This window comes from Kitasatospora sp. NPDC057518 (assembly GCF_042802075.1).
GTDB lineage: Bacteria > Actinomycetota > Actinomycetes > Streptomycetales > Streptomycetaceae > Kitasatospora.
Window position 1 is genome coordinate 1 of the sequence record NZ_JBHVEU010000166.1, and the last position, 17,174, is coordinate 17,174.

General features: G+C 75.0%; 14 protein-coding genes. 4 read left to right on the top strand and 10 right to left on the bottom strand.

Going from position 1 to position 17,174, the window contains the following annotated elements:
• Nucleotides 1-26 precede the first annotated feature (26 nt).
• The gene (locus ACFU7Z_RS18735) at nt 27-1,706 is read right to left on the bottom strand and encodes a CTP synthase (RefSeq protein ID WP_375875575.1); all 1,680 of its coding nucleotides are present in this window, start codon (nt 1,704-1,706) and stop codon (nt 27-29) included.
• Nucleotides 1,707-2,422: 716 nt separating this feature from the next.
• Here ACFU7Z_RS18735 and ACFU7Z_RS18740 point away from each other — a divergent pair.
• Complete coding sequence (locus ACFU7Z_RS18740) at nt 2,423-4,420, top strand: glycoside hydrolase family 15 protein (protein ID WP_375875574.1); 1,998 nt, start codon at nt 2,423-2,425, stop codon at nt 4,418-4,420.
• 182 nt (nt 4,421-4,602) lie between these two features.
• Here the strand turns inward: ACFU7Z_RS18740 and ACFU7Z_RS18745 are convergent, their stop codons facing one another.
• From ACFU7Z_RS18745 to ACFU7Z_RS18755, 3 genes are all read right to left on the bottom strand, one after another.
• Nucleotides 4,603-5,781 carry a glycosyltransferase family 4 protein gene (locus ACFU7Z_RS18745; RefSeq protein ID WP_380778330.1) on the bottom strand — a complete coding sequence of 393 codons (1,179 nt, stop codon included), beginning with the start codon at nt 5,779-5,781 and terminating at the stop codon, nt 4,603-4,605.
• A 165-nt stretch (nt 5,782-5,946) separates the two neighbouring features.
• Entirely contained in the window at nt 5,947-7,680 is a 1,734-nt protein-coding gene (recN, locus tag ACFU7Z_RS18750; protein WP_198959457.1) for a DNA repair protein RecN, read from the bottom strand.
• Between the two features lie 88 nt (nt 7,681-7,768).
• Complete coding sequence (locus ACFU7Z_RS18755) at nt 7,769-8,467, bottom strand: hypothetical protein (RefSeq protein ID WP_074004685.1); 699 nt, start codon at nt 8,465-8,467, stop codon at nt 7,769-7,771.
• Between the two features lie 131 nt (nt 8,468-8,598).
• On the opposite strand from ACFU7Z_RS18755, the gene ACFU7Z_RS18760 reads away from it, so the two are divergent.
• Complete coding sequence (locus ACFU7Z_RS18760) at nt 8,599-10,098, top strand: PLP-dependent aminotransferase family protein (RefSeq protein WP_380778332.1); 1,500 nt, start codon at nt 8,599-8,601, stop codon at nt 10,096-10,098.
• Between the two features lie 134 nt (nt 10,099-10,232).
• On the opposite strand, the gene ACFU7Z_RS18765 is transcribed toward ACFU7Z_RS18760, so the two are convergent.
• From ACFU7Z_RS18765 to ACFU7Z_RS18780, 4 genes are all read right to left on the bottom strand, one after another.
• A complete protein-coding gene (locus tag ACFU7Z_RS18765) occupies nt 10,233-11,138 on the bottom strand; it encodes an NAD kinase (RefSeq protein ID WP_049654720.1) in 906 nt (301 codons plus the stop codon).
• A 93-nt stretch (nt 11,139-11,231) separates the two neighbouring features.
• Nucleotides 11,232-12,038, bottom strand: coding sequence for a TlyA family RNA methyltransferase (locus ACFU7Z_RS18770; protein ID WP_074004683.1), 807 nt, complete (start codon nt 12,036-12,038; stop codon nt 11,232-11,234).
• Nucleotides 12,039-12,074: 36 nt separating this feature from the next.
• Complete coding sequence (locus tag ACFU7Z_RS18775; protein WP_074004682.1) at nt 12,075-12,317, bottom strand: hypothetical protein; 243 nt, start codon at nt 12,315-12,317, stop codon at nt 12,075-12,077.
• Nucleotides 12,301-13,188, bottom strand: coding sequence for a hypothetical protein (locus ACFU7Z_RS18780; RefSeq protein WP_380778334.1), 888 nt, complete (start codon nt 13,186-13,188; stop codon nt 12,301-12,303). The genes ACFU7Z_RS18775 and ACFU7Z_RS18780 overlap by 17 nt, the downstream gene beginning before the upstream one ends.
• Before the next feature lie 179 nt (nt 13,189-13,367).
• Between ACFU7Z_RS18780 and ACFU7Z_RS18785 the strand changes: the two genes are divergently transcribed.
• Nucleotides 13,368-13,715, top strand: coding sequence for an SCP2 sterol-binding domain-containing protein (locus ACFU7Z_RS18785; protein WP_049654726.1), 348 nt, complete (start codon nt 13,368-13,370; stop codon nt 13,713-13,715).
• A gap of 36 nt (nt 13,716-13,751) precedes the next feature.
• Here the strand turns inward: ACFU7Z_RS18785 and ACFU7Z_RS18790 are convergent, their stop codons facing one another.
• Nucleotides 13,752-14,789: an HAD-IIA family hydrolase gene (locus ACFU7Z_RS18790; RefSeq protein ID WP_380778336.1), complete on the bottom strand. Its 1,038-nt coding sequence runs from the start codon at nt 14,787-14,789 to the stop codon at nt 13,752-13,754.
• Nucleotides 14,790-14,934: 145 nt separating this feature from the next.
• Nucleotides 14,935-15,633, bottom strand: a complete 699-nt coding sequence (locus tag ACFU7Z_RS18795) for a tetratricopeptide repeat protein (RefSeq protein ID WP_380778338.1) — start codon at nt 15,631-15,633, stop codon at nt 14,935-14,937.
• Between the two features lie 92 nt (nt 15,634-15,725).
• On the opposite strand from ACFU7Z_RS18795, the gene ACFU7Z_RS18800 reads away from it, so the two are divergent.
• The gene (locus ACFU7Z_RS18800; protein ID WP_082345921.1) at nt 15,726-17,096 is read left to right on the top strand and encodes a DUF1015 family protein; all 1,371 of its coding nucleotides are present in this window, start codon (nt 15,726-15,728) and stop codon (nt 17,094-17,096) included.
• Nucleotides 17,097-17,174: the final 78 nt, after the last annotated feature.

Consider the following 17,174-nt stretch of genomic DNA (forward strand, 5'->3'; position numbering starts at 1 on the left):
GCCGTTCGGTGAACGACCGGGGAGGACTACTCGGAGACCGCGGTCTTGATCTCGATGGCCGCCTTGACCAGGCCCGCGAACAGCGGGTGCGGGCGGGTCGGGCGGGACTTCAGCTCCGGGTGGGCCTGGGTGGCCACCAGGTAGGGGTGCACCTCGCGCGGGTACTCGACGTACTCGACCAGGTCGCCCTTGGGAGAGAGGCCGGAGAACTCCAGGCCGGTCTTCTCCAGGTCCGCGCGGTAGGCGTTGTTGACCTCGTAGCGGTGACGGTGGCGCTCCTCGACGTACTGCTCGCCGCCGTAGACCTCACGGACGATCGAGCCCTCGGCGAGCTTGGCCGGGTACAGGCCCAGGCGCATGGTGCCGCCCAGGTCGCCCTTGCCGTCGACGATGGCCAGCTGCTCGGCCATCGTGGAGACGACCGGGTGCTTGGCGGCGGCGTCGAACTCGGTGGAGTTGGCCTCGGGCAGGCCGGCCAGGTTGCGGGCCGCCTCGATGACCACGCACTGCAGGCCCAGGCACAGGCCCAGCAGCGGCACCTTGTTCTCGCGGGCGAAGGTGATCGCGCCGACCTTGCCGTTGACGCCGCGGTCGCCGAAGCCGCCGGGGATGCAGATCGCGTCGACGTCGCCGAGCTGCGCCCGGGCGCCCTCGGGGGTCTCGCAGTCGTCCGAGGTGACCCACTTGATCTCGACCCGGGCGTTGTTGGCGAAGCCGCCGGCGCGCAGCGCCTCGGTCACCGACAGGTACGCGTCCGGCAGGTCGATGTACTTGCCGACCAGGGCGACCTTGACGATGTGCTGCGGCTCGTGGACGCGGCGCAGCAGGTCGTCCCAGGTGGTCCAGTCGACGTCGCGGAACGGCAGGTCCAGACGGCGCACCACGTACGCGTCCAGGCCCTCGCCGTGCAGCACCTTGGGGATGTCGTAGATCGACTTGGCGTCGATGGCCGCGACCACGGCCTCCTCGTCCACGTCGCACATCAGCGAGATCTTGCGCTTGATCGCCTGCGGGACCTCGCGGTCGGCGCGCAGCACGATCGCGTCGGGCTGGATGCCGATGTTGCGCAGCGCGGCGACGGAGTGCTGGGTGGGCTTGGTCTTCAGCTCGCCCGAGGGGCCGATGTACGGCAGCAGGGAGACGTGCACGAAGAACACGTTGTCCCGGCCGACCTCGTGGCGGACCTGGCGGACGGCCTCCAGGAACGGCAGCGACTCGATGTCGCCGACGGTGCCGCCGACCTCGGTGATCACGACATCGACGTCCTCGGTCGCCATCCGGCGGATCCGGGACTTGATCTCGTTGGTGATGTGCGGGATGACCTGGACGGTGTCGCCCAGGTACTCGCCGCGGCGCTCCTTGGCGATGACCGTCGAGTACACCTGGCCGGTGGTGACGTTCGCCGAGCCGTGCAGGTTGGTGTCCAGGAACCGCTCGTAGTGACCGATGTCCAGGTCGGTCTCGGCGCCGTCGTCGGTGACGAACACCTCACCGTGCTGGAACGGGTTCATGGTGCCCGGGTCCACGTTGAGGTAGGGGTCGAGCTTCTGCATCGTCACGCGCAGGCCGCGGGCCTTGAGCAGCGCGCCGAGGCTGGAGGCGGTCAGCCCCTTTCCGAGCGAAGAGGCGACACCCCCGGTGACGAAGAGGTGCTTGGTCGTCACGGCGCGGCCGTTCGCTGCCTTGCCGGAATGGGGCTGTGCCAAGAGGGGGCTCCCGTGGGTCGCGTGTCGAAGCAGACGTGGGCGGGAGGCTCGGGGTTCGCCGTGACGGGAGGCCGGCTCGGTGCGCGGCGCTCACTGGGTCGTCGGTTCGGCTGGTCCGGGGCGTTTGATCCCGCCGGTCCACGGGATACCAGGGTATCAGTGACGCGACCCGGACGCCGATCGAGGCACGCGCACCGCGCCGGGAGCGCGCGCGGGGCGCACGACCGGCGCATCACACGCCACAGGTTTCACACCGGTCGCACAACCCCCCGGACCGGGCCAGAGCGCGGTGTCCGTCCGGACCATCCCGGCTCCCCCTGCCGGGCCAGGCGGAGGTGATCCTTCCGGACCATCCTGCGCCGCGCCCTCGCGATGCACGGCATTTCCGCCGAATTGCGGCGCCACACCGGGCTGCGTCCGCGTGCTTCGCCCCTTTCGTCCGTCGTAAGCTGCTCGGACGCATCGCCGACAGCACGAGCACGCGGAGGGCGTGGGAGGGTCAGGACACTCCCGGTCCCCGATGCGCGACCGGACCTCCCCGTATTCCCGCTCATCCCCACCCACTCCAGGGGCTCGACCGAGCCCCGCGGACACTCCAGCAAGGCCCGCCACCACCCCCGGCAGGCCGGACGTCCCGGGGTGGACCTCCGGCCCCGCAGACCGCTCGCTCCCTCCGCTCGCCGATGCCCTGACCACATTGCGAACTGGAGATCCACGTGGCCGGCCGTATCGAGGACTACGCACTCATCGGGGACATGCAGACCGCTGCCCTGGTCAGCAGGGACGGGGCGGTGGACTGGCTCTGCCTTCCCCGCTTCGACTCGCCGGCCGTGTTCGCCGGCCTGCTCGGCACCGATGAACACGGCTTCTGGCGGATCGGCCCGGCCGAGGCCGTCGTCACCTCGGTCCCCCTCCCCGCGACGGCCCCGGCCCCCTCGCCCGCACGGGTCCGCATCGCCGAGACCGCCGACCTGCGGGTGCCCCCGCCCACCGCCGCCGCCCCGGCCGTGCCCGCCGACCGCCGCCGCTACCGGGGCGACTCGCTGATCCTGGAGCAGGAGTGGGACACCCAGGGCGGCACCGTCCGGGTGATCGACTTCATGCCGCCGCGCCCGCTGGCCGGCAAGGACGCCGTCCCCCAGGTGATCCGGATCGTCGAGGGCGTCTCCGGCACCGTGCGGATGCGCTCCGCACTGCGGATGCGCTTCTCCTACGGCCGGGTGGTGCCCTGGGTGCACCGCGTCGAGCAGGCCGACGGCGGCCACCGCACCGTCGCCGTGGCCGGCCCCGACTCGGTCTGGCTGGACGGCAGGGCCGAGACCTACGGCCGTGACCTCACCACCTACGCCGACTTCACCGTCACCGCCGGGGAGCGGATCGCCTTCGCCCTCACCTGGCAGGCCTCCCACCTCGACGCACCCAAGCCCCCGGACGCCGAGGGCATGCTCGACGCCACCGCCGACTTCTGGCACGACTGGGCCGACCAGTGCACCTACCAGGGCCCCTACCGCGAAGCCGTGATCCGCTCCCTGATCACCCTCAAGGGCCTCACCTACGCCCCCACCGGCGGCATCGTCGCCGCCCCCACCACCTCCCTGCCCGAGGACATCGGCGGCGAACGCAACTGGGACTACCGCTACACCTGGCTGCGCGACGCCGCCATCACCCTCTCCTCCCTGCTGCGCACCGGCTACCGCGACGAGGCCAAGGCCTGGCGCGAATGGCTCCTGCGCGCCGTCGCCGGCGACCCCGAGAACCTCCAGATCATGTACGGCATCGCCGGCGAGCGCGAGCTCACCGAGTCCTCCCTCGACTGGCTGCCCGGCTACGAGGGCTCCCAGCCCGTCCGCATCGGCAACGGCGCCGCCGGACAACTCCAACTCGACGTCTACGGCGAGGTCGTCGAAGCCCTCCACCTCGCCCACATGACCGGCCTCGTCCGCAACGACCACGCCCACCAGCTCCAACTGCGCCTGATCGACTACCTCGAGGACCACTGGCAGAACCCCGACGAGGGCATCTGGGAGGTCCGCGGCCCCCGCCGCCACTTCGTCCACTCCAAGGTCATGGCCTGGGTCGCCGTCGACCGCACCATCAAGCTCCTGGAGCAGACCCCCGAGGACGAGCCCACCGGCGGCCACCTGGAGCGCTGGCGCGCGCTGCGCGACACCATCCACGCCGACGTCTGCGAGAAGGGCTACGACCCGGAGCGCAACACCTTCACCCAGTACTACGGCGGCAAGGAACTGGACGCCTCGCTGCTGCTGATCCCCCAGGTCGGCTTCCTGCCCGCCGACGACAAGCGCGTCATCGGCACCATCGAGGCCATCCAGCGCGAACTGTCCACCGAGGACGGCTTCGTGTTGCGCTACCCCACCCACGACGAGTCGGGCAACAACGTGGACGGCCTCTCCGGCCACGAGGGCGCCTTCCTGGCCTGCTCGTTCTGGCTGGCCGACGACCTCGCCATGATCGGCCGGGTCCAGGAGGCCCGCGAGCTGTTCGACCGGCTGCTCGCGCTGCGCAACGACGTCGGCCTGCTCGCCGAGGAGTGGGACCCGCGCCTCAAGCGCCAGGTCGGCAACTTCCCGCAGGCCTTCAGCCACGTCCCGCTGATCGACACCGCCCTGCGGCTGACCGCCTGCGGCGCGGCGTACCTGTCCGCCCAGCCGGACGGGCCGGCCACCGACCGGGCCGAGCGGGCCACGGTCTAGGGGCGGACCTAGGGCCTGTCTTCAAACTCGCATCTGCGGGGCGACGCCGGGGCACGCACCTCGCCGCGTTGTCGTCGGTCGCCAATGCTCCGCAGTGGCTCCCTCCTCCGCCTTGCGATGCACGCACCCCAACGCCGCCCCGCCCGCCCTCCGGGCGGACGACGGGAGTTTGAAGACAGGCCCTAGCCGCGCTGCACCAGCTCGTCGTAGGTGCTGAGCACCTGGGCGACGGTGGCGGCCTCGTCCGGCCAGGTGTCGGCCTGCTGCCGGCCGGCCGCCACCTGCCGCTCGCGGCGGGCCGGGTCGACCAGCAGGGCGCGCACCGCACGGCCGAGCGCCGCCGGGTCGCCGGGGGGCACCAGCTCGGCGGCGTCCCCGACCAGTTCGGGGATGCCGCCGACGGCGGTGGCGACCACCGGCACGCCGGCCCGCATCGCCTCCTGCACCACCAGCGAGCGGGCCTCCCAGCGGCTGGGGACCACCACCGCGTCGGCGGCGGCCAGCAGGTCGGGCACGTCCGTCCGGTAGCCGAGCAGCCGCACCGGCAGCTTCTCCGCGGCCGCCCGCTCGCGCAGCGCGCCCGCCTCCGGGCCGTCCCCGGCGAGCAGCACGAGCGGCTCCGGGTCCAGCGCGGACAGTTCCCGGGTGGCGTCCAGCAGCAGCCCGAAGGCCTTCTGCGGGACGAGCCGGCCGACCGCCAGCACCAGCGGACGGTCCGGGCCGTCGCCGAGCAGCGCGGCGCGCGCCTCGGCGCGGCCGAGCAGGCCCTCGGGCATCGGCGGCGCCGCGACCGGGCCCAGCCGGGCGTCGGTGGCGCCCAGTTCGCGGGCCCGGGCGACCAGGTCGGAGGAGGCGCCGAGGACCAGGTCGGCGGCGCGCGCCACCCGGCGCTCCATCAGCCGCTGCAGCCGGCGCTCCATGCCGGTGGCCAGCAGCGCGTGGTGCGAGGTGACCACCAGCGGGGTCTCGGGGCGCAGGCCCGGGAAGCGGCCCGCGGTGCGCAGCGCCAGGTCGGACAGCAGCCCGGCGCGCAGCCCGTGGGCGTGCACCACGTCGGCGCCGGTGAAGGCCCGGCGCAGCTCGCCGATCGCGGTGGCGTCGCTGCGGGCTCCCGCGGTGGGGGTGATGTCGACGGTGTGGAACCTGGCGCCCGTACGGGAGAAGCCGAACAGCGCGTCCGTGCCGGCCGGCGCGCAGACCGTGACGTTCACCCCGTGTGCGACCAGGCCCTGGGCCAGGGAGCGCACGTGCGCACCGATGCCGCCGGTGCTGGCGGCCAGGACGAGTACCACGTGCAGCTGCCCCGGTTCGGGGACGGCCGCGGTGGCCCGGGCGGCGGAATGGTCCACGTCGTCTCGCATCCGACTCGATCAGGTTCGCGCGCCGCTTCGCGAGGATTGCCCGCCCGGCGGCGCTCGGGGCTGGGAAGCCAGTGTCCAGCCGCCACGATGCCAGGTCGGCGGCCCTCTTGGACAGTCGGCGCCACGGGGGCGCGTCGCCGACGTCCGGGGGGCCGCCGGCCCCGGCTAGCGGCGGCGCGGGGCCCGGGCCGCGGCCAGCAGTTCCTCGGCGTGGGCGCGGCCCAGTTCCGAGTCCTCCAGGCCGGCCAGCATCCGGGAGAGTTCGCGCACCCGCTCCTCGTCGTTCAGCACCTTGACACCGCTGCGGGTCACCGTGCCGTCGTTGGTCTTCTCCACCACCAGGTGCCGGTCGGCGAACGCGGCGACCTGCGGGAGGTGGGTGACGACCACGACCTGGGCGGACTCGGCGAGCTTGGCCAGCCGGCGGCCGATCTCGACCGCGGCCTTGCCGCCGACGCCCGCGTCCACCTCGTCGAACAGGTAGGTGGGGACGGGGTCGGCGCCCGCGAAGACCACCTCGACGGCGAGCATCACGCGCGACAGCTCACCGCCGGAGGCGCCCTTGGCGATCGGGCGCGGCTGGGCGCCGGGGTGCGGGGCGAGCAGCACCTCGACCTCGTCCACGCCGTGCGGCCCGTACGCGACGGTGCGCCCGCCGACCTCGATCCCGGCCAGGTCGTCGACCTGGCCGATCGCGAAGGTCACCCGGGCGTGCGGCATGGCCAGTTCGGCGAGTTCGGCGGAGACCGCGTCGGCGAACCGCCCGGCCGCGGCGTACCGGGCCTGCGACACCTCGGCGGCCAGCTCGGCCAGCTCGGCCCGCAGCTCGCTCTCCCGGGCGCCGAGCTCGTCGATCCGGTCGTCGTCGCCGTCGAGCTCGGCGAGCCGCACCGCACTGGCCTCGGCCCAGGCGATCACCTCGGCGAGCGAGTTCTCCTCGCCGCCGTACTTGCGCAGCAGCTGGGCCAGGACGGCCCGGCGGTCCTCGACGGCGGCCAGGCGCACCGGGTCGGCGTCCAGGTCGTCCGCGTAGCCGGCCAGGTCGCCGGCCACGTCGGCGAGCAGGTAGCCGACCTCGTTGAGGCGGTCGGCCAGGGCGGCCAGCCGCTCGTCGTGGTGGCGCACCGCGTCCAGGGCCCGGCGGGACTGGGCGAGCAGGGTGCCCGCGTCCAGCGCCTCCGGGTCGACCGGGTCGCCGGCCAGCGCCGCGTGGGCGAGGGTCGCGGCGGAGGACAGCGCGTCGGCGTGGCCGAGCCGCTCGGCCTCGGCGGCCAGCTCGGCGTCCTCGCCGGCCACCGGCTCGGCGGCGGCGATCTCGTCCAGGCCGAAGCGCAGCAGGTCGGCCTCCTGGGCGCGCTCGCGGGCCCGGGTGGTCAGCTCCTCCAGGGTCGCGGAGACCTCGCGCAGGACGCGGTAGGTCTCCCGGTAGCGGGCCAGCGGCCCGGCCACCGAGGCGCCCGCGTACCGGTCCAGCGCGCCGCGCTGGCGGGCCGGGCGCAGCAGGCGCTGCTGGTCGGTCTGGCCGTGCACGGCGATCAGGTCCTCGCCGAGTTCGGCGAGCAGCCCGACCGGGACGGACCGGCCGCCGACGTGCGCCCGGGAGCGGCCCTCGGCGGAGACGGTCCGGCTGATCAGCAGCGCGCCGTCGTCCAGTTCGGCCCCGGCCTCGAGCGCGCGGACCGCCGCCGGGGAGCCGGGGGGCAGCTCCAGGCGGCCCTCCACGACGGCGCGTCCGGTGCCGTTGCGCACCAGGCCCGGGTCGGCGCGTCCCCCCAGCAGCAGGCCGAGGCTGGTCACGACCATGGTCTTCCCGGCGCCGGTCTCACCGGTCACGGCGGTGAAGCCGGGGGCGAGTTCGACCACCGCGTCGTCGATGACCCCAAGATCCCGTATCCGCATCTCGTCCAACACGGAGACGACCTTACGAGGTTCCGCCCCCGGCGCGCGACGAGCGACAACGGCGCGCGGCAACTCCGTGCCCGGAAGTTCATCCCTTCCGGGCGTCCTCGGCGGGCACCGGGACGGTGCACCAGGGCAGCAGGAGCTGCACCAGCGGGCCGATGGCCAGCGCGTACGCGACGGTGCCGGCCCCGGCGGTGCCGCCGAGCAGCAGCCCGGCGGTGAGGACCGTCACCTCGATGCCGGTGCGGATCAGCCGCAGCGAGCGGCCGGTGCGCCGGTGCAGGCCGGTCATCAGGCCGTCGCGCGGGCCGGGGCCGAGCCGGGCGCCGATGTAGAGGCCGCTGGCCAGGCCGTTGAGGGCGATCGCCGCGGCCGTCAGCGCGATCCTGGCGGGCAGCGCGCCGGGGCCGTCGACGACCCGCAGGGTGAGGTCCATGGCCGCGCCGATCACCAGCACGTTGGCGACGGTGCCCAGGCCCGGGCGCTGGCGCAGCGGGATCCACAGCAGCAGGACGAGGGCGCCGCAGATCGTCACCCAGGTGCCGACGGAGAGGCCGATGGTGCGCTGCAGGCCCTGGTGCAGGACGTCCCAGGGGTCGAGGCCGAGGCCGGCGCGGAGCATCAGCGCCATGCTCACGCCGTACAGGGCGAGGCCGACGAACAGCTGCGGTATCCGGCGGCCGAGGGCGTGGGTGTCGCCGAACACCCGGACGGCGAGCGTCCGCCCGGCGGCCGGTCCGGGTCTGGTGGGGGTGGCTGATCCTGGTGTGGTCGTGGTGGCCAAGGCCTGCTCCTGCGGTGGTGCTGCACCACCGGGGCGCCCGGTGGTGGCGGCCGGCATGGCCGCCCTGCCATGATGGCCAGTCCAAAGCTGCCCGCTCCAGGGCCAATCCCGAGCAAGTGGACTTTTCAGCCATGGTCGACTGGCACACCACCGTCACCCCGCCCGCACTCGCGCGGCTGCTCACCACCGCCCGGCTCCCCGAGCCGGCCGCCGCCCGCCGCCCCGCCTACCGCACCCTGGCCGGGCAGATCCGGCTGCTGGTCACCGAGGGCCGGCTGCCGGTCGGCGCCCGGCTGCCCGCCGAACGCGAGCTGGCCACCGCACTGGCGATGAGCCGCACCACCGTCGCCACCGCGTACGAGACCCTGCGCGGCGACGGCTACCTGCGCAGCCGGCGCGGCGCGGGCAGCTGGACCGCCCTGCCCGAGGGCGCGCCGCCGCCCGGCGAGGCCCTGCACCCCGTCCCGCCGGACGAGCAGGGCCGCATCCTCGACCTCGGCGTCGCCGCCCCGCCCGCCCCCCAGCCCTGGGTCGGCCAGGCCGCCGCCCGGGCCGTCGAACAGCTGCCGTACTACGCCGCCGGGCACGGCCACTACCCCACCGGCGTCCCGGTGCTGCGCGAGGCCGTCGCCCGCCGCTTCACCGAGCGCGGACTGCCCACCACCCCCGACCAGATCCTGATCACCACCGGCGCGATGGGCGGCCTGCACCTGCTCCAGCGGGCGCTGGTCGGCCGCGGCGACCGGGTCGCCGTCGAGGCGCCCAGCTACGCCCACACCCTGCAGGCGCTGCGGCTGGCCGGCGCCCGTCTGGTCCCGGTGCCGTACTCCTGGACGCCGCGGCCCACCTGGGACCTCGACGAGTGGCGGCGGGTGCTGCGCGGGGCCGGCCCCCGGGTCGCGTACGTGATCCCGGACTTCCACAACCCGACCGGCGCGCTGATCGACGAGGAGCAGCGCCGGGAACTGCTGGCCGCCGCCAGGGCCGCCGGGAGCATCGTGCTGGCCGACGAGACCACCGCCGAACTCGGCTGGGGCGTACCGCCGTCCACGCCGCTGCCGCGCCCGACGGCGGCCCTGGACCGCGCCGCCCAGGTGGTCACCGTCGGCTCGGCGGGCAAACTGCTCTGGGGCGGCCTGCGGATCGGCTGGGTCCGGGCTGCGCCCGCGCTGGTACGCCGGCTGGCCACCGAGCGGGTCTACAGCGACGTCGGCACCCCGGTGCTGGACCAGCTGATCGCCGCCGAGCTGCTGGGCGATCCGCTGCCCGACGTGCGGGAGCACCAGCTGACCCGGCTGCGGGCCACCGCGCGGGCCTTCGCCGCCGCCCTGCCCGAACGGCTGCCCGGGTGGAGCTTCACCATGCCGTCGGGCGGGCTCTCACTGTGGGTCTCCACCGACGGCCTGTCCGGCGCGGCGCTGGCCCGGGCCGGGGAGCGCAGCGGGGTCCGGATCGCCTCCGGCAACCGCTTCGGTTCGGACGGCGCCTTCGAGCACCACATCCGCCTCCCGGTCACCGTGCCCGCCGCGACCGTCCCCGCCGCCGTCGAGCGCCTCGCCGACCTGGCCGCCCAGGCGGCGGCCGGCGGACGCCTCGAACCGGCGGACGAGTCCCAGCCGCTGGCGGTCTGACGGCCGCGCGGCGGGGCAAGTCCCTTGGCGCGCGGGAACTTTGGCCCGTTCGCGCGGGCCGCGGCCGGCCGTGCCGCAGTCGGACGAACCGCGTCTGTACGGGCCGCGGTCGGCCGTGCCGCGGCCCGCCGCGGCTACTGGTGGTCGGCCCGGCCGCGCCAACCCGTCACCGGCAGCGCGAACTTGGCCACCAGCCGGTCGGTGAACGGCGCCCGGTGCAGTCTGGCCAGCCGCACCGGCGTCCGGCCCCGGCGGACCTCCACCCGCGCCCCGGCGGGCAGTTCGACCGAACGCCGCCCGTCGCACCAGAGCACCCCGTGCGGGGTCTTGGGCTGCACCTCGACCGCCAGCACCGACTCCGGCGAGGTCACCAGCGGGCGGGCGAACAGCGCGTGCGCGGAGATCGGCACCATCAGCAGCGCCTCCACCTCCGGCCACACCACCGGCCCGCCGCCGGAGAACGCGTACGCGGTGGACCCGGTCGGCGTCGCGCACACCACGCCGTCGCAGCCGAAGTTGGAGACCGGACGGCCGTCCACCTCGGTCACCACCTCCAGCATCCGCTCCCGGGACGCCTTCTCGATCGAGGCCTCGTTCAGCGCCCAGTCCTCGTGCACCACGTCGCCGTTGGTGCGGACGATGACGTCGATCGTCATCCGCTCCTCGACCTCGTAGTCGGCGTCGACCACCCGCTCGACGACCACGGCCAGGTCGTCCCGCTCGGCCTCGGCGAGGAAGCCCACCCGGCCCAGGTTGATCCCGAGCATCGGCAGCCCGTGGGAGCGCGCCAGCTCCGCCCCGCGCAGCAGCGTCCCGTCCCCGCCGGCCACCAGGATCAGCTCGCAGCCGTCCGCCGCCCCGGGGCCCTCGGTGACCTTCTCGACGCCCTCCGGCAGGTCCAGGTCCACCGCCTCGGCTTCCAGCAGTCTGATCCGGAGCCCCACCTTCAGCAGCCCGTGCACCAGGGCCTCGACGCTGCGCAGCGCCGTCTCCCGGCCGGTGTGCGCGATCAGGAAGACCGTACGTTCTTCATCGCTCATGCCGCTGCCCTCTCCCTAACGCCTGCCGGGTCGCCCTTGGTCCCGGGGCGGCCGCGCCATACGACATGACGGGCCGGACGCTCGCAAGGCACCCTACCGGGGCCCCTCCGCCACGGCCCGGTCCGCGTCCGCGGGGTCCAGCCGCGGAGCGTCACGGCGCAGCCAGAGGAAGTACTCGACGTTGCCGGACGGCCCCGGCAGGGGGCTCGCGGTGACCGCGCGCACGCCCAGCCCGAGCTCCCACGCCTGCCCCGCGACCTGGCGCACCATCTCGGCGCGCAGCTGCGGGCTGCGCACCACCCCGCCGCTGCCCAGGCGCTCCTTGCCGATCTCGAACTGGGGCTTGACCATCAGCACCAGGTCCGCGTCCTCGGCCGCGCAGGAGGCGAGGGCCGGGAGCACCAGGCCGAGCGAGATGAACGACAGGTCGCCCACCACCAGGTCGACCCGGGTGCCGCCGATCAGCTCCGGCGTCAGCTCGCGCACGTTGGTGCGGTCCATCACGGTGACCCGCTCGTCGCTCTGCAGCGACCAGGCGAGCTGCCCGTAGCCGACGTCCACCGCCAGCACGTGCGCGGCGCCGGCCCGCAGCAGCACGTCGGTGAACCCGCCGGTGGACGCGCCCGCGTCCAGCGCCCGGCGGCCCTCGACGACCAGGCCCTGCGGCACGAAGGCCGCGAACGCGCCGGCGAGCTTGTGGCCGCCGCGCGAGACGTAGTCGGGGTCGTTCTCGTCCTTCGCCACCACGACCGCCGCCGAGGTCTCCACCTGGGTGGCCGGCTTGGTCGCGGTGGCGCCGCCGACCGTCACCCGGCCGGCGGCGATCAGCTCGGACGCGTGCTCACGCGATCGGGCCAGCTTGCGGCGGACCAATTCCGCGTCGAGTCGACGTCGTGCCACTGCCACTGGTGTTTCAGCTCCTACGGATCCTGCGGGTCATTCCTGGTCGAGCGCGGCCAGTGTGTCGACGAGCCGCTGGTGAACATCTTCGTACACCGCGACGTGTGCCTCGGCGGGGACCCCGTCCAGGGCCTCCAGCCGGGCCAGTCCGGCGTCCACCCCGGGGTGGCCGGTGGGGAGCAGCTCGACGCCGAGCGGCTCGGCGGGGAGCACCGCGTCGAGCGGTGCCGGCGGCCCGGCGTGCCGGACGGACCGGGGCGGTTCACTCGTCTCGGGCATCGGGCTTCTTCGCGTCGTCGGACTTCTTCGGGTCGCCGGGCTTCTTCGTGCTGGTGGCCTTGCGGACGGTGGTCTTCCTGGTCGCCGCACGCTTCGCGGGCGTCCCGGGCTCGGTTCCGGCCTCGGCCTGCCGGGGGGTGGCGGACTTCTTGACGGTCGTCGTCCGCTTCGCGGCGGCCTTCCCAGCCTGCGTCGTCTTGGCCGACGTCTTCTTCGCCGACGTCTTCTTCGCCGGGGTGGCCTTCTTCGCCGTGCTCTTCTCGGCGGCGGCCTTCCCGGCGGCGCTCTTCCCGACGGCGCTCTCCTCCGCCGCGGGCTCCTCCCGCGGGGCCGGGGCGACCGCGGAAACCCGCGGGACGGGCGGGACCGGCGGGTCGACCTCGACCGGCTCGTCCACCTCCACCCGCTCGGCGACTATCGGCTCACCCACCGTCCGGGCGGCCGACCGCTCCTCCTCGGCCTCCCACCCGCGCCCGAAGAGGTCGCCGGCCCGCGGCGCCGGCACCGGCTCCTCGGCCCCGTACGCCCCCGGCCCGGACGCGGCCGCCGGGGCCTCCTCCTCGACCTCGCGCAGCTTGGTCTCCAGGTACGCCAGCACCACGCCGACCTTGGTCACCTGGTCGCCGACCTTCTCGAAGACCTTCTCCGCCTCGTTGCGCGCCACGCCGACGGCCAGGTCCACCCCGGCCCGCCCGGCGGTGACCGCCTCCCCGGCGAGGGTCTGCAGGGTCTCCACCGACGGCGGGAACTGGCCGCCCAGCCGGCGCTCGACCCCGGCGACGTCGACCCCGGCCTTCTCCAGGATCGAGCTCGCCGTCCCGACGACCAGCTTGCCGACCTCCTCGACCACGCCGGCGGCGGTCTCCACCACTCCCCGAACCGTCCTCGGCAGCATCCGGGTGCCTCCCAATCGCCTCTGGGCGTCGCTCCGTCGCCCTCAGTACCCGGGCGCCGTTCCGGGCACCCCACCGACGACGCTACCGCCAAAACCCGCCTGAGGTACCGTGGCCCGCAGTCAGCACCGTAGCGACCGGGGGAGGGAGCCGGCCCGTGGCGAACGCCGAGGAGTGCCGGGAGGCGCTGGAGCAGCTCAGCCGGAACATGACGAAGTCCACCGGCGACGTCCGCAAGGCCGCGGCCCTCGACCGCTCGCTCAGCTGCCGGATCACCGACCTCGACCTGACCTTCACCGGGCGGCTGCGCGACGGCCGGATCCAGGACGTGGTGGTGGCCCCCGGCGCCCCGGCCGGGAAGGCGGAGATCCGGCTCACCATGAGCAGCGACGACCTGGTCGCGCTGGTCGGCGGGCGGCTCAACTTCGCCTCCGCGTGGGCGAGCGGCCGGGTCAGGCTGGAGGCGGGCTTCCGCGACCTGCTGCGGCTGCGCACCCTGCTCTGACCCCGGCCGCCGTACCCGCCGACCGCCGGACCGTCCTCAGAACCCCAGGTCGGCCAGCGCCTTCCGGCCGTCCACCGGCGCGCCGCCCGCGTCCAGCACCGTCCACGCGGCCGCGCACAGCGCCCGCAGGCCGTCCCAGCGGTCCCCGGTCCCGGACAGCCGCAGCACCCCGGCCTCGACGCCCGCGACCCAGCCGCCGCACCCGAAGCCGCCGTCCACCGGCGTCACCGCCGGGTGCGGGACGAGCAGTCCGCGCAGGTCCGCCGCCAGGTAGGTCGGCCGGTGCTCGACCGGGGCCGCCAGCAGCAGCTCCGGGGTGGTCACGCCGGTGAACACCAGCAGGCTGTCCACCCCGCCGTTGAACGCGCCCTCGATGTCGGTGTCCAGCCGGTCCCCGACCACCAGCGGCCGCTCCGCGCCGGTGCGCAGCACGGTCTCCCGGTGCATCGGCGGCAGCGGCTTGCCCGCCACCTCCGGCTCCACCCCGGTCGCCGCCCGCACGGCCGCCACCAGGGTGCCGTTGCCGGGCGCGATGCCGCGGGCCCTCGGCACCGTCAGGTCCAGGTTGGACGCCACCCAGGGCAGGCCGCTCTGCACCGCGTACGCGGCCTCCGCGAGGTCCGTCCACCCCACCGAGGGGTCGAAGCCCTGGACCACCGCGAGCGGCCCGTCGGCCAGCGAGCGGACCGCGACCAGCCCCAGCTCGGCCAGCGCCTCCTCCAGCCCGAGACCGCCCACGACCAGCACCTTCGAGCCGGCCGGCACCTTCTCGGCGACCAGCCGGGCGGCGGCCTGGGCCGAGTTGATCACGTCGGCCGGCTCGGCCGGGACGCCCAGCTCGGTCAGGTGCTCGGCGACCACCCTCGGCGGGCGGGAGGCGTTGTTGGTCACGTACGCGAGCCGCATCCCGGCCGTTCGGGCCGCGTCCAGGGCGTCCACCGCGTGCTCGATCGCGTGCGCGCCGGCGTAGACCACGCCGTCCAGGTCGAGCAGCGCGGTGTCGTACGCGTCGGTCAGCGGCCGCTCGCTGCCTCCGGGGGCGGTCCGTCGCACGGGGGTGGCCGTCTCGGTCATGGCTGCGCTACCTCATTCACTGCGTCGTCGTTCACTGCGTCGTCCGTGTCGCACGTCCTCGTGCGTCAGGGTGTCAGGGCGTCCGGTACGGCCTTCGCGGCCCGGCGCCTCGTACGGCGTCCGGCCGGGTCGCGGCGCCCACCGGTCAGGCGCCGCCGTCGGCACCGGCGGTGCCCGCCGTTCCGCCGGCCGGGCCCTCGGCGCCCGCCGGGGGCTCCACGTACCCGGGGGCTCCCGGCAGCAGCGGGCCGTACGCCCCGGCGCGGGCCGCCAGGGTCGCCCTGGTCTGCCGCAACGCCTGCCGGTAGTGGTCGGACTCCGGCCGCATCGCCACGGCCAGCGCCAGGTGCTCGGCGGAGGTCTCGAAGTCGCCCAGCCGGGCCGCCGAGACGCCCCATCCGAACTGAGCGTAGTCGTCCGCCGGATCCGCGAGCGCCACGGCACGGAAGTTCGCCAGCGCCGCCGCGTACGAGCCCGCGTCGAACTGGGCCCGCGCCAGCGCCTCCCGGATGCTGCGCGAGTGCGGCTCGGCCGCCACCGCCCGGGCGAGCAACTGCTCGGCGGCCGCCGGATGCCCCTGCGCCAGCAGCTGGGCGCCCCGGCGGAACCAGTCGTAGACGTCCCCGGTGGGCTCCCCGGAGCGGCTCTGCCGCGGCACCCCGCTGGTCTCCGTACCCGCCTCCGAGCCGCCCTCCGAACCGACCGGCACCACACCGGCCGTCGAACCGTCGCCCGGCACGCGGCCCGGCACGCCGTCGGCCGGAGCGTCCCCGCGGGTGGCACCGACCGGCCCGCCCGACTCGGCCGGGCCGCCGCCGTCCACCCGTTCCTGCCCGTCGTCCATGCCGTACCTCGCCCTCGGTCGCACACCCGCCCCACAGATCGGCACGGGTATTCCGATCTCTCAACAACGCGTACCCGGTTACGATGCCCAGAATGAGCACACCCAGTGCAGAAGACGGAGTCGAGACTCCCGAGGGCGGCCCCGGCGATCCCGGGCACGTCGCCACCGCCGGCCTGTCCCTGTCCCCCTTCCGCGGCCTGCGCTACGTCCCCGACCGGGTCGGCACCCTGGCCGCCGTGACGTCCCCGCCGTACGACGTCGTGGACCCGGGCCGCCGGCTCGACCTGGAGACCGCCGACCCGCACAACGTGGTCCGGCTGATCCTGCCCAGGCCCGAGCCCGAGGACGCCGGCGACCGCCCCGACCGCGACACCCGCTACCGGCACGCCGCCCGGCTGCTGGCCGCCTGGCAGCGCGAGGGCGTCCTGGCCGCCGACCCCGAGCCCGCGATCTACGTCTACGAGCAGCGGCTCCCGGCCACCGCCGACTCCCCCGAGCTGCTCCAGCGCGGCCTGATCGGCGCCCTCGCGGTGAGCGGCCGCGAGGGCGGCGTGGTGCTCCCGCACGAGGACGTGATGCCCCGGCCGGTCGCCGACCGGGTCGGCCTGATGCGCACCACCCGGGCCAACCTGGAACCGCTGCTGCTCACCTACCGGGGCGGCGGCGGCGCCTCCGGCGTGATCGAGCGGACGGTCGAACGCGAGCCGCTGCTCTCCACCGCCACCAGCGACGGCACCCACCACCGCCTGTGGGCGGTCACCGCCCCGGCCGAGATCGCCGAGATCAGCCGCGACCTGGCCACCTGCCGGGCGCTGATCGCCGACGGCCACCACCGCTGGGAGATGTACCTCCGCCTCCAGCGCGAGCACCGCCACCTGCCGCGCAGCCCCTGGGACCGCGGCATGGTGCTCCTGGTGGACACCGCCCGCTACCCGCTGCGGGTCCGTGCCATCCACCGCGTGCTGTACCGGCTGCCGGTGGCCGAGGCGCTGGAGCGGCTCGGCGACCAGTGGAAGGTCAAGGAGGTCCCCGGGCCGCTGTCCGCCGCGCTCCAGGCCCTCGCCGAGCAGAAGCGGCACGGCGGCAACGGCTTCGTCCTGACCGGCGGCGACGGCGTCTACTGGCTGCTCGGCGAGCCCGAGGAGTCCCTGCTCGACGCCACCGTGCCGCACGGCCGGCCCGAGGAGTGGCGCCACCTGGACGCCACCGTCCTGCACGCCACCCTGCTGGACCGCACCTGGCACGTCCCCGACGGCCCGGACGACATCGGCTACCTGCACACCGCCGTGGCCGCCGAACAGGAGGCCGCGCGCACCGGCGGCACCGCCGTCCTGCTGCACCCGGTCCGGGAGTCCGTGGTGCGACGGCTGGCCGAGCAGGGCGTCACCATGCCGCGCAAGTCCACCTCCTTCGGGCCGAAGCCGGCCACCGGGCTGGTGCTGCGCAACCTCGCGCTGGGCTGACACCTCGGCCGGACCGAACACGGGCCGGAACGCCGTGAGGCCCTGCCGTTCCCGGAGTTTCCCGGGGAACGGCAGGGC

Excerpts from the sequence above, each read along its gene's own strand:
- ACFU7Z_RS18745 (WP_380778330.1), bottom strand. The coding sequence starts at position 5,781 with ATGCGAGACGACGTGGACCATTCCGCCGCCCGGGCCACCGCGGCCGTC.
- recN (WP_198959457.1), bottom strand. The coding sequence starts at position 7,680 with ATGCGGATACGGGATCTTGGGGTCATCGACGACGCGGTGGTCGAACTC.
- ACFU7Z_RS18760 (WP_380778332.1), top strand. The coding sequence starts at position 8,599 with ATGGTCGACTGGCACACCACCGTCACCCCGCCCGCACTCGCGCGGCTG.
- ACFU7Z_RS18765 (WP_049654720.1), bottom strand. The coding sequence starts at position 11,138 with ATGAGCGATGAAGAACGTACGGTCTTCCTGATCGCGCACACCGGCCGG.
- ACFU7Z_RS18775 (WP_074004682.1), bottom strand. The coding sequence starts at position 12,317 with ATGCCCGAGACGAGTGAACCGCCCCGGTCCGTCCGGCACGCCGGGCCG.
- ACFU7Z_RS18790 (WP_380778336.1), bottom strand. The coding sequence starts at position 14,789 with ATGACCGAGACGGCCACCCCCGTGCGACGGACCGCCCCCGGAGGCAGC.
- ACFU7Z_RS18795 (WP_380778338.1), bottom strand. The coding sequence starts at position 15,633 with ATGGACGACGGGCAGGAACGGGTGGACGGCGGCGGCCCGGCCGAGTCG.
- ACFU7Z_RS18800 (WP_082345921.1), top strand. The coding sequence starts at position 15,726 with ATGAGCACACCCAGTGCAGAAGACGGAGTCGAGACTCCCGAGGGCGGC.